This window comes from Methylocucumis oryzae, from assembly GCF_000963695.1.
GTDB lineage: Bacteria > Pseudomonadota > Gammaproteobacteria > Methylococcales > Methylomonadaceae > Methylovulum > Methylovulum oryzae.
The window spans coordinates 1-11,330 of record NZ_LAJX01000211.1; the positions used below are offsets into that span (position 1 = coordinate 1).

Genomic DNA, 11,330 nt, shown 5'->3' on the forward strand with positions numbered 1-11,330 from the left:
AGTTATTAATCTTAAGGCTACACACTTATGACGGGACAGGGCGTTTAGAACGCAGGTGTCGGCAGCAGGGATGCTGCCGCCAAGCCTACAGGGACGTATTTACGGCGTCCTGCGTTCTGAATGACCTGTCCTGTCTTAAGTTGGTAACCAATCTTAAGCTAAAAGGAATCTACTATGAAAACTATACCTGATGTCATTTTTAAAACCCGCGTGCGTGATGCGAGCATAGGCGGTGAAAACCCTTTCCGCTGGCAAGATGTGAGCAGCGATGATATTTTCAAAAACAAAAAGATTGTGCTGTTCGCGTTACCAGGCGCATTTACGCCAACCTGTTCAAGTACTCATTTACCCGGTTTTGAAGCAAAATACCACGAGTTAGTAAACTTAGGCATAGATGAAGTCTATTGTTTAAGTGTCAACGATGCATTTACGATGTTTCAGTGGGGTAAGCATTTAGGTGTTAGCCACGTCAAAATGTTGCCGGACGGTAATGGCGATTTTACTCGCTTAATGGGTATGCTGGTTAAAAAAGACAATTTAGGCTTTGGCAACCGGTCTTGGCGTTATGCGATGGTGGTCGATGATAAACACATAGTAAAATTGTTTGAAGAGCCTGGCAAAGCTGATAACTGCCCGGAAGACCCGTTTGTCATTAGCGATGCCGACACCGTGTTGGCGTACTTACGCGACACTCAAGCCCTCTGATAATTCAGCGTGTCTTTTTCTAGCAGGAAAAGACACGTATTAAACTAACACTTACATCTAAACCTCACTAAAAAGGTTGATTATGACGACATTTGATTACGATTTATTTGTCATTGGCGCGGGTTCAGGCGGTGTTCGGGCAGCGAGAACCGCCGCCCGTTTAGGCGCTCGTGTTGGCATTGCCGAGCAACGCTATTATGGCGGTACTTGTGTTAATGTCGGATGCGTACCGAAAAAACTGTTTGTTTATGCTTCACAGTTTTCCGAGGAATTTAGTGCTGCGCAAGGTTTTGGCTGGCAACTAAACGGCCAAAGCTTTTCTTGGCAACACTTATTAAGCCGTAAAAATAAAGAAATCGAACGCTTACAGCAGATTTACCAAAACCTATTAACTCAAGCGGGAGTCACGCAATATGATGGTACCGCTAAGCTACTAGACGAACATACTGTTGTAATAAACAATCAGTATTTACGCGCCAAACGCATATTAATTGCTACGGGCAGTTGGCCTGCGCTTCCGGAAGTGCCTGGCAAAGAGCATGTGGTGACCTCTAATGAGATGTTTGCGTTAGACACGTTACCCAAGCGCTTGTTAATCGTAGGTGGCGGTTATATTGCTGTTGAGTTTGCCGGCATCATGCACGGCTTAGGCGTAGAAACAAGCTTATGTTTTCGTGCTGAGGCTATTTTGCGAGGGTTTGATGAGGATATTCGGCATTTTTTTAACGACAGAAATGCAGAAAAAAGGTATTCAATTATTCGCTAAAACGGTGATTAGCGAAATTCAGCGCCACGCTACCGGCTATACCGCTATCACTACTGAACAGCAACCATTAAATGCCGACTTGGTGTTATACGCGACTGGTCGTAAACCTAATACAGCGCATCTAGGCTTAGAATCGGTTGGGATTGTTTTAGATGATAATGGCGCTATTCCCGTTAATAACGACTATCAAACGGTTATCCCGTCGGTGTATGCCATAGGCGATGTTACCAATCGAGTTAATTTAACACCGGTTGCCACTGCGGAAGCCATGGTGTTTGCCCATCGCTGTTATGGCAATGGTGCTGACGATATTGACTATGACTTAGTGCCTAGCGCGGTGTTTAGCCAGCCCAACGTTGGCACGGTAGGTTTAACCGAACAACAAGCCAAAATAACCTACCCTGATGATATTGATGTGTATCGCTCCGTGTTTACAGCGATGAAACATAGTTTATCGGGACTTAATGAAAAAACGCTGATGAAAATGCTGGTACGACGTAGCACCGAGCAAGTGTTAGGCGTACACATGGTCGGCGAGAGCGCCGGGGAAATTATCCAAGGAATGGCGGTTGCGCTAAAAGCGGGTGCAACGAAAGCAAGTTTTGACGCGACGATTGGTATTCATCCTACCGCTGCGGAAGAGTTCGTCACAATGCGTACACCGAGTTAAAACTGTATGCCACTTATCAATCCCATTTTTTACGATTTAATGGCACTGTGCGCGGGCGGGTTATTCACGCTTGCATTTGCTCCATTTAATTTCAGCGTATTAGCCATACCCGCTTTAGCTTTACTGTTTGCGTCATGGCAAACTGGCTGTACACCCTTACGCGCAAGCCTACGCGGATTTTATTTTGGTTTAGCCGCATTTGCGCTAGGCGTATCGTGGGTTTATATCAGCATTCATGATTTTGGTGGTGCCGATAGTGTAAGTTCAGCCGCCCTCACCTTGACCTTTGTCGCGTTCTGGGCGTTATTTCCCGCATTAGCAGGATTTTTAACAGTCACATTATCTGCTGCAAATGCACCTATTATCACGGCGGGTATTTGGCTAGGCATAGAATATCTACGCGGCACGTTATTACTAAATGGCTTTCCTTGGCTGTTATCCGGCTATTCGCAACTGAACACACCCTTAGCCGGTTATATCCCGTTATTAGGTGCTTATGGAACGGGGTTTTTATTAGTATTAACTACAACATTATTACTTAGTTTATTTACAACCCAGACTTATCGAATGCTTAAAGCGGGTTTATTGCTGATATTGTGGCTAACCGGCGCAGGCTTACATGAAGTTGAATGGACAAAACCACAAGGCAAAGCGCTGACGGTTGCACTGATTCAAGGCAATATCGCGCAAAATGAAAAATGGTTGCCTGAAAACAAACTCGATACATTAAGACTGTACCGGGACTTAACTGAAGAACATTGGGATGCCGATGTAATTATTTGGCCTGAAACATCAATCCCGGCCTTTTTATCAGAAGTCGATGAGTTTTATTTAACGCCGTTGCAACAAGCCGCGCAACAACATAACACGGATATTATCGTCAGCCTACCGACAGAAGGCGAGCGCGGTGAAGTCTACAACAGCGTTCTCGCGCTGGGTCAACAGCGGCAAATCTATAGCAAAAATCACTTATTGCCGTTTGGCGAGACTATGCCGTTACAACCGTTATCAGGTTATATTCTCAAGCAATTAAACATAGGCTTAGGCGATTTCACGCCTGGCGGCGCACATCAACCCTTATTAACAGCAGCCGGTTTACCCTTTATTACCTCGATTTGTTATGAAGATGCGTTCGGCGTCACTGTCGCTGATGGACTGGAGCAAGCAGCTTTTTTAGTTAATGTCACTAATGATGCCTGGTTTGGTGACTCGTTAGAACCGCAACAACACCTACAAATGGCCGCCATGCGCGCTTTAGAATCAGGCCGCTACCTGCTAAGAGCAACGAATACAGGCGTTAGCGCCGTCATTAACGCTAAAGGCCAAACCGTTGCAGAAGCACCGAGCTTTACCACCACCGTATTAACGGCTTCATTTCAACCGATGACTGGCTTAACGCCTTATGCGTGGTTAGGTGATACGTGGTTGATGGGGGGTATTTTGCTTATCACTTTGGCTAGCTTGGGTTATCTTCATTTTGCCGAGGCTGGAAAACACCTCTCGGTTTTCACTAAGCGCTTGAAAAGTCATTAAACCGCAATAAATCTACCGTATAAGACTTAACTTACAGCCTTAGCTGTTTCCCCCACTAACAGAGGTGTCTTATGCAAGCTATCCTAAGAGATTTAAATCAAGCCTGTCATGACATAAACGCATCGGCGTTAATTTCAAATGATGGGCTTGTTATCGCGTCCATCTTGCCCGCAACGATTGATGAGGATGCGTTAGGTTCTATGACCGCCGCATTGCTCTCGATCAGTGTACGCAGTAGCAAAAATCTATCAAAAAGCGTTTTAGAACAAGTGATTATCAAAAACACTAGCGGCTATATAATTATTAGCCAAGTCAATGAAGAAATGGCATTAACGGTATTAGCCGAGCAACACGCTGACTTGAATCGCATAACTCAAGCCTGTCAGCACTGGTTAACTCAACAAAACACAACGTTTTTATTTGAACCAGCTTATTAAAACCTAGTGAAAGTGTGGGATAATCCAAGAATATTACTACTGGAGTACACAGATGGATTATCCCACGATTGAAGCCTGTATTGGCAACACGCCGCTAGTGAAATTACAACGCTTACCGGGTGTTACAAGCAATACCGTTTTATTAAAACTTGAAGGTAATAACCCGGCTGGTTCGGTAAAAGACCGCCCCGCGTTATCGATGATTAAACATGCCGAATTACGCGGTGACATTAAACCGGGCGATAGGCTTATCGAGGCAACTAGCGGTAATACCGGCATTGCGTTAGCGATGGCCGCTGCCATTAAAGGTTATAAAATGACCTTGGTCATGCCCGATAACATGAGCGAAGAGCGCCGTGCCGCGATGAAGGCTTATGGTGCCGAATTAATTTTGACCCCCGCCTCTGGCAGTATGGAAGCGGCTATTGATAAAGCCAAAAGCATGGAAGCGGCCGGTGAAGGCAAAATCCTTAATCAATTTGGTAATCCTGATAATCCGCTAGCGCATTATGAAGGGACTGGGCCAGAAATCTGGCGCGATACCCAAGGCACAATTACCCATTTTGTGAGCGCGATGGGTACGACCGGCACCATCATGGGCACGTCGCGTTATTTAAAAGAACAAAATCCTGCTATTAAAATTATCGGTGTGCAGCCTAAAGACGAGGCCAAAATTCCCGGCATACGTCGTTGGCCGGAAGAATATTTGCCTAAGATTTATGAAGCCCACCGCGTCGATGAAATTATTTTAGTCGAGCAATTCTCTGCTGAAGAAACCACACGTAAACTCGCCGCTGAAGAAGGTATTTTTTCCGGTGTATCAACCGGCGGTGCAGTTTTTGTTGCATTAGAACTGGCTAAGCAGCTTGAAAACGCAGTTATCGTTGTGATTAACTGCGATAGAGGCGATAGGTACTTATCGACTGGGGTATTTCCAGGTTAATGTTAACAACAGGAACAATGCTTAACTATAACACCAGGGTATGCAACACGCTGCCCTACTTAAGATTATCAAACATGGGCGTTCTCGCTGGACTGTTATGTCTTGCGTTGACTGCATGTAACAACGCGAGTACGCCTAACGCAGCACCACCCACCCCGCCGCCACCTAAAGTTAAGCTCACTCAAGCCGTCACGCAAGATGTGACGGAATGGGATGATTTCACCGGGCGTATTGCAGCCATTGAAAGCGTTGCCGTAAAAGCGCGCGTATCCGGCTATTTAGATAAAGTATCATTTACTGCTGGTTCTATTGTGCATAAAGGTGATGTGTTATTCCAAATCGATGCTAGACCTTATCAAGCGCAACTTGATTACGCGCAAGCTGAATTAGGCCGCGCACAAACCAAGCAGCAATTAGCACAAAATGATTTCATGCGGGCCGAACGTTTATTCCAAGCCAAAGCTATTTCGGCTGAAGAGCATGATGCGCGCAGTAAAGGTTTGCAAGAGGCCAGCGCTGCGGTTAAATCGGCGCAAGCGAATGTTGCTATTGCGCGCTTAAATGTCGATTACACGACGCTTCGTTCGCCTATTGATGGTCGTATTGATAGAGAATTTATCACCGTCGGCAATATGGTGAATGCCAATGACAGCTTACTGACCCAAATTACTAAGATTGACCCTGTCTATGTGTATATCCCTGCTGATGAACGCTCGGTTTTAAAATACCAGCGCTATTTAGCCAGCACTAAAACGCAAACAGCAAAGGCCATTCCTGTTCGACTGGCGTTAAGCGACGAGCAAAGTTTCACGCATCTAGGTCATTTAGATTTTATAGCGCCTAATGCCGATGCAAATACCGGCACGGTAAGCCTAAGAGCTGTTTTTGCTAACCACGATGGTTTATTACAGCCTGGCTTTTTTGCCCGCGTACAAATCCAAGCGACACCGACTTATTCAGCATTATTAATTCCTGAACGCGCTATTGCTAGCGATCAAGCACAACGTTTTTGTCTGGGTTATTGATGATAAACAACAGGTTAGCTACCGAAAAGTCGAATTAGGTGAGCGTATCAATGGGTTGCGCGTTATTCGCGCAGGGCTTAATGCTAACGAGTGGTTAGTCTATGAAGGCTTGCCAAGCTTAAGCCTGGACTTACCGTCGATGCCGAACGGCTACCTGTTAGTCAGTAACTCTAAACCATCATGGATAAATTCAGTCATTTTTTTATCGATAAACCTATTTTTGCGTCGGTCTTATCGTTATTAATCCTTTTATTAGGTAGTTTAGCCTTACTCGGCTTACCAATTAGCCAATACCCCGAAATAGCCCCGCCTACGGTTGTGATTAGTGCTACTTATCCCGGTGCCAACGCGCAAGTCGTTGCCGATACCGTTGCTGCACCGATAGAACAAGAAGTGAACGGCGTCGAAGATATGCTTTATATGTCGTCACAATCGACTAACAGCGGTTCTTTCTCATTAACGATAGCATTTAAGCCTGGCACACCACTAGATAAAGCGCAGGTGCAAGTACAAAACCGTGTCGCATTAGCCACGCCTAAATTACCCGAAGAAGTCAATCGCCAAGGCATTAGCGTTAAAAAACGCAGTCCCGATTTAAGCTTAGTGGTTAACTTAATCTCGCCGAATCAACGTTATGACAGCGTGTATTTAAGCAATTATGCGCTACTACAAATCAAAGACAGCTTAGCGCGTTTACCTGGTGTCGGCGATATTATCGTGTTTGGCGCACGTGATTACAGTATGCGACTATGGTTAAATCCTGAGCAAATCGCAGCAAGAAACTTAACCGCTAGCGATGTTTTAGCTGCCGTACGCGAGCAAAATGTGCAAGTCGCTGCGGGCGTAATTGGTCAACAACCCGCCGAGGCTAATAACGATTTTCAATATACCGTAAGCACATTAGGCCGCCTCACCGAACCTGAGCAATTTTGCTAATATCGTTATTAAGCAAGGCGTTAATGGTGAGCTGACTCGATTAAAAGACGTGGCTCGCGTCGAATTAGGTGCTAAAGACTATAACGCCGGGTTGTTTTTAGATGGTCAACAAACGGTTGGTTTAGCCATTTTTCAATTGCCTGGCTCGAATGCGCTAGATACCAAAAAAGCAGTAGAAGCCGAAATGGTTAAGCTTAAAACCCGCTTTCCCGATGGTTTGGATTATGTTGTCGTTTATGACACGGTGGTGTTTATTCAACAATCGATTAACGCCGTCGTTAAAACGCTGTTTGAAGCGCTGTTACTGGTTGTTATTGTCATCATCGTCTTTTTACAAAATTGGCGCGCGACCATTATTCCGTTATTAGCCGTACCGGTATCATTAATCGGCACATTTGCGGTTATGGCCGCGTTAGGGTTGTCGCTAAACACTTTATCGTTATTCGCCATGGTATTAGCCATAGGCATTGTCGTTGATGACGCGATTGTCGTGGTTGAAAACGTCGAGCGCCATATTGCAAAGGGTTTATCAGCGCGAGAGGCAAGCCGGATAGCGATTAGCGAAGTGGTAGGCCCAGTAATTGCCACAGCCTTAGTGTTATCGGCAGTATTTATTCCAACAGCATTTATTACCGGTGTATCGGGTGCATTTTATAAACAATTTGCGCTGACGATTTCAGTATCTACGATTATTTCAGCGTTTAATTCCTTAACCTTAAGCCCTGCCTTATGTGCATTGTTATTAGATAAAGCGCATACGGGCAAACAATCGTTATTTGATAGAGGGCTGGCTTGGTTTTTTACGCTATTTAATCAAGCCTTTGACCGTTTTAGCTATGCTTACCAATGGTTAGTCGGGCGTTTAATTCGTTTTAGCGCTTTAGTGTTACTGGTTTATGCCGGTTTATGTGGCTTAAACGGCTATGCCTTAGAAAAAAGTCCCGGCGGGATTTATTCCGCAGCAAGACCAAGGTTATTTAATCTTATTCGCACAATTGCCCGATGCCGCGTCGCTAAGTCGCACCAAAGCGGTCGTACAGCAAGCGAGTCAAATCGTGCTAGCGACCGAAGGCATTCAACATCTCAACGCTTATGCCGGTTGGTCGTTATTAAGCGGCGCCAATCAAGCCAATGTCGCGACGATGTTTGCGCGCTTAGACAGTTTCGATAACCGCGCCGGAAAACCTGAGTTATATGCTGATGCATTAGTCAAAACCTTAAATCAACGTTTATCGACGATTACAGATGCACGTATTGCCGTGTTTACCCCGCCACCGATACGTGGCATGAGTTCTGTCGGCGGTTTTAAACTACAAATCCAAGATCGTAGCAATGCGGGCAGCCAAGCCTTACAACAAGTCAATGGCGAAATCTTGGCTAAAGCTAATAAACTACCCGGTTTAAGCAATTTATTTTCAACCTTTAGAGCCAATGTGCCGCAATTATTTGTCGATATTGACCGCATCCGCGCTAAAACGATGAATATTGCCTTACCTGACTTGTTCGACACTTTACGCATTTATTTAGGCTCAGCTTACGTCAATGACTTCAACCAATTTGGTCGTACCTTCCAAGTCACTGCGCAAGCCGACAGCGCTTTTCGCATGACACCAGAAAAGATTAGCCAATTAAAAACCCGTAATCAACAAGGCGAAATCGTGCCGTTAGCATCACTCATCGAGGTTAAAACGATTAACGCACCGGATAAAATTACCCGCTATAACATGTATCCCGCTGCTGAAATTAGCGGTTCTGCCGTGCCTGGCGTTAGCTCGGGACAAGCCATTGATAGGATGCAAAACCTACTTAATCAAGAGTTACCACCGGGTTTTTCGTTTGAATGGACCGAACTCAGCCTGCAACAAGTCTTAGCGGGTAACGTCGTGTGGTTAGTGTTTCCGCTTAGCGTAGTGTTTGTGTTTTTAGCACTCGCAGCGCAATATGAGAGCTGGTCGCTGCCGTTCGCTGTGATTTTAATCGTACCGATGTGCATTTTATCGTCGTTAACCGGATTAGCGATTATGCATATGGACAATAACATCTTCACGCAAATCGGTTTTATCGTGTTAGTCGGCTTAGCGAGCAAAAACGCGATTTTAATTGTTGAATTCGCCAAACAACGCCAGCAACAAGGTTTAAGCCTCGTGGCTGCGGCAGAGGAAGCCGCAAGAATCCGTATGCGCCCTATTCTGATGACCTCGATTGCGTTCATTATGGGCGTTTACCCGTTAATGGTCGCACAAGGTGCCGGTGCTGAAACCAGGCGCTTACTCGGTACAGCGGTATTTAGCGGTATGCTGGGCGTGACGCTATTTGGTTTATTATTAACACCAGTGTTTTATGTGCTCAGCCAACGGCTGATAAAACCTTCATCATCGCCACGTCAATGATGTCTTGTATTAAATTCTTTCTTATGCTCTCGTTCCCACGCTCTGCGTGGGAACGCATACCCATGCTCAAGTTATCTCACTGATACGAATGGAAAACCATGCTGAGCCAAAGACAGGTAGGCATTCCCACGCAGAGCGTGGGAACGAGAAATCATCACTACGCTAATCATGCTCTCTATTAAATTCTTTCTTATTTGGATTTGCGCTTTACTAATCAGCGCGTGTGCTGTCGGTCCCGATTATGTCCCACCGACGACAGCCGTGCCTGCGACGTTTAGCCAAGGTGCGCAACCTGAATACATTCATCGCCCCACTACACGCTGGTGGCAAGATTTTAATGATGCGTTGCTAAATGAATTAATTACCCAAACTGTTCAACATAACCACGATTTGGAAGCCGCTCAAGCTACTATACGCGCCGCGCGAGCGTTATATTTAGAAGCGGGATTGAATTTACTACCTGTTATCAGTGCGCATGGCAACTACACGCAGCAACAACGCAGTAAAGCCGCGTTGAATAACCGCAGTTTCGTACCGCGCGATTTAGAGCTGTATAACCTAGGCTTCGATGCCACTTGGGAGCTTGATTTTTTTGGTAAATCCAGACGTGGATTACGGGCAAACGAGCTACAAATAGACGCAGAGCTAGCGCAATTAAACGACTTAACGATTAGCTTAATGGCTGAAACCGCGAGAAATTACATGCAGTTACGCGGTTTACAGCATCAACTTGCGGTTGCCAATAAAAATCTCAATAATCAACAGCAAACCCTTAATATCACGCAGATACGCTTAAACAACGGTCGTGGCACTGAGCTGGATACCACGCAAGCCTTCGCGCAATTAAAAGCAACCCAAGCGTTAATTCCATCGCTAGATTCTGCTATTTGGCAAACGGCGCATCGCTTAAGCGTATTAACCGGCCAAGCACCAAATGCATTAACTGATAAATTACTCAAAAACCAGGCACTACCCACCTTGCCTAAGCACATTAATATAGGCAATCCTGCTGAGTTATTAAGACAACGTGCTGATATACGCACGGCTGAGCGTAATCTAGCCATTATGACGGAACAAATTGGCATCGCTACTGCCGATTTATTTCCCAAAGTCAGTTTTGTTGGCACACTAGCCCTGGAAGCCAATCAATTATCAGGCTTAGGCGCTACCGGTTCTGATGCGTATGCGTTTGGCCCTAGAATTACCTGGGCGGCATTTGATTTAGGTCGGGTCTATGCCAGAATCAACTTCGCTAAAGCTGAAACCGAAGCTAGCTTAGCGAACTACCAGCAAACCGTATTGACCGCGTTAGAAGAGACTGAGAACGCGTTAGTGAATTACAACCGCGAGCAGCAACGTAGAGCGTTATTATCCATCGCAGCCAATGCTAGCGAAAAAGCCAATGCGTTGGCGTTATTACGCTACCAAGAAGGCGTTGCTGACTTTTTAACGGTATTAGAAGCTGAGCAGCGCTTATTACAAGACCAAGAACAACTCGCACAAAGCGAAACCGCCACGGCCACCGCCTTAATCGCGCTATATAAAGCGCTAGGCGGTGGCTGGGAAACTATGCATTAATCGTGCTTTGACACGTTATTTTTACGATAAAACCAATAACCCACCGCCAAAGCCGCTACAACAAAAACAACGATTAGCAAAGGCTGCTCATACAACGTTTCAAAAAACACGCCTGTGGTATGCGACGTGCCGCGAGAATAAGGACCCATAATACCTCCGAAAACTGAGTTAAAAAGATTAGCTTAACGTAAATTTTACGCTTGTCCAACGTAGGGTTGGCATGACTTTTTTTGTGCTGCTTGGCAACGCCGACAAAAGAACGGTAACACTTTATTAACTGATTCAGGATTATTGAAGAGCCGCTATATATCTTTTTTTGTTATATAAATAAATTCAATTTTGAATAA

Annotated in this window: 10 protein-coding genes and 1 pseudogene; 10 read left to right on the forward strand and 1 reads right to left on the reverse strand. The window is 45.4% G+C overall.

Annotated elements, in window-relative coordinates; genetic code table 11:
• The first annotated feature begins 174 nt into the window (after positions 1-174).
• The 10 genes and pseudogenes from VZ94_RS17435 to VZ94_RS17470 all read left to right on the forward strand — a co-directional run bounded on the left by VZ94_RS17435 (position 175) and on the right by VZ94_RS17470 (position 10,983).
• Complete coding sequence (locus tag VZ94_RS17435) at positions 175-705, forward strand: peroxiredoxin (protein ID WP_045780198.1); 531 nt, start codon at positions 175-177, stop codon at positions 703-705.
• A gap of 82 nt (positions 706-787) precedes the next feature.
• Positions 788-1,471 (forward strand): FAD-dependent oxidoreductase, encoded by a 684-nt coding sequence (locus VZ94_RS32440; protein WP_338040490.1) that lies wholly within the window; start codon positions 788-790, stop codon positions 1,469-1,471.
• Positions 1,440-2,141 carry an oxidoreductase dimerization domain-containing protein gene (locus VZ94_RS32445; protein WP_338040491.1) on the forward strand — a complete coding sequence of 234 codons (702 nt, stop codon included), beginning with the start codon at positions 1,440-1,442 and terminating at the stop codon, positions 2,139-2,141. Before VZ94_RS32440 ends, VZ94_RS32445 begins: the two co-directional genes overlap by 32 nt.
• Before the next feature lie 6 nt (positions 2,142-2,147).
• A complete protein-coding gene (gene lnt / locus VZ94_RS17445) occupies positions 2,148-3,674 on the forward strand; it encodes an apolipoprotein N-acyltransferase (protein ID WP_082081775.1) in 1,527 nt (508 codons plus the stop codon).
• A 71-nt stretch (positions 3,675-3,745) separates the two neighbouring features.
• Positions 3,746-4,111 (forward strand): roadblock/LC7 domain-containing protein, encoded by a 366-nt coding sequence (locus VZ94_RS17450; protein WP_045780199.1) that lies wholly within the window; start codon positions 3,746-3,748, stop codon positions 4,109-4,111.
• A 52-nt stretch (positions 4,112-4,163) separates the two neighbouring features.
• Positions 4,164-5,054 carry a cysteine synthase CysM gene (gene cysM, locus VZ94_RS17455; protein WP_045780200.1) on the forward strand — a complete coding sequence of 297 codons (891 nt, stop codon included), beginning with the start codon at positions 4,164-4,166 and terminating at the stop codon, positions 5,052-5,054.
• A gap of 74 nt (positions 5,055-5,128) precedes the next feature.
• Complete coding sequence (locus VZ94_RS17460; protein WP_239650038.1) at positions 5,129-6,079, forward strand: efflux RND transporter periplasmic adaptor subunit; 951 nt, start codon at positions 5,129-5,131, stop codon at positions 6,077-6,079.
• Positions 6,039-6,323, forward strand: a complete 285-nt coding sequence (locus VZ94_RS29525) for a permuted SH3 domain-containing protein (protein WP_239650039.1) — start codon at positions 6,039-6,041, stop codon at positions 6,321-6,323. Before VZ94_RS17460 ends, VZ94_RS29525 begins: the two co-directional genes overlap by 41 nt.
• Positions 6,260-9,405 (forward strand): annotated as a pseudogene (locus VZ94_RS17465) (efflux RND transporter permease subunit). Before VZ94_RS29525 ends, VZ94_RS17465 begins: the two are co-directional and overlap by 64 nt.
• Positions 9,406-9,573: 168 nt before the next feature.
• Positions 9,574-10,983, forward strand: coding sequence for an efflux transporter outer membrane subunit (locus VZ94_RS17470; protein ID WP_045780201.1), 1,410 nt, complete (start codon positions 9,574-9,576; stop codon positions 10,981-10,983).
• On the opposite strand, the gene VZ94_RS26535 is transcribed toward VZ94_RS17470, so the two are convergent.
• Positions 10,980-11,132: a hypothetical protein gene (locus VZ94_RS26535; protein WP_192828680.1), complete on the reverse strand. Its 153-nt coding sequence runs from the start codon at positions 11,130-11,132 to the stop codon at positions 10,980-10,982. The two genes, VZ94_RS17470 and VZ94_RS26535, sit on opposite strands and share 4 nt — an antisense overlap.
• Positions 11,133-11,330 lie beyond the last annotated feature (198 nt).

What these genes read in the sequence shown, in the direction of transcription:
- lnt (WP_082081775.1), top strand. Translation starts at nt 2,148, where the DNA reads ATGCCACTTATCAATCCCATTTTTTACGATTTAATGGCACTGTGCGCG.
- VZ94_RS17435 (WP_045780198.1), top strand. Translation starts at nt 175, where the DNA reads ATGAAAACTATACCTGATGTCATTTTTAAAACCCGCGTGCGTGATGCG.
- VZ94_RS32440 (WP_338040490.1), top strand. Translation starts at nt 788, where the DNA reads ATGACGACATTTGATTACGATTTATTTGTCATTGGCGCGGGTTCAGGC.
- VZ94_RS17460 (WP_239650038.1), top strand. Translation starts at nt 5,129, where the DNA reads ATGGGCGTTCTCGCTGGACTGTTATGTCTTGCGTTGACTGCATGTAAC.
- VZ94_RS17470 (WP_045780201.1), top strand. Translation starts at nt 9,574, where the DNA reads ATGCTCTCTATTAAATTCTTTCTTATTTGGATTTGCGCTTTACTAATC.
- VZ94_RS26535 (WP_192828680.1), bottom strand. Translation starts at nt 11,132, where the DNA reads ATGGGTCCTTATTCTCGCGGCACGTCGCATACCACAGGCGTGTTTTTT.
- cysM (WP_045780200.1), top strand. Translation starts at nt 4,164, where the DNA reads ATGGATTATCCCACGATTGAAGCCTGTATTGGCAACACGCCGCTAGTG.
- VZ94_RS17450 (WP_045780199.1), top strand. Translation starts at nt 3,746, where the DNA reads ATGCAAGCTATCCTAAGAGATTTAAATCAAGCCTGTCATGACATAAAC.
- VZ94_RS32445 (WP_338040491.1), top strand. Translation starts at nt 1,440, where the DNA reads ATGCAGAAAAAAGGTATTCAATTATTCGCTAAAACGGTGATTAGCGAA.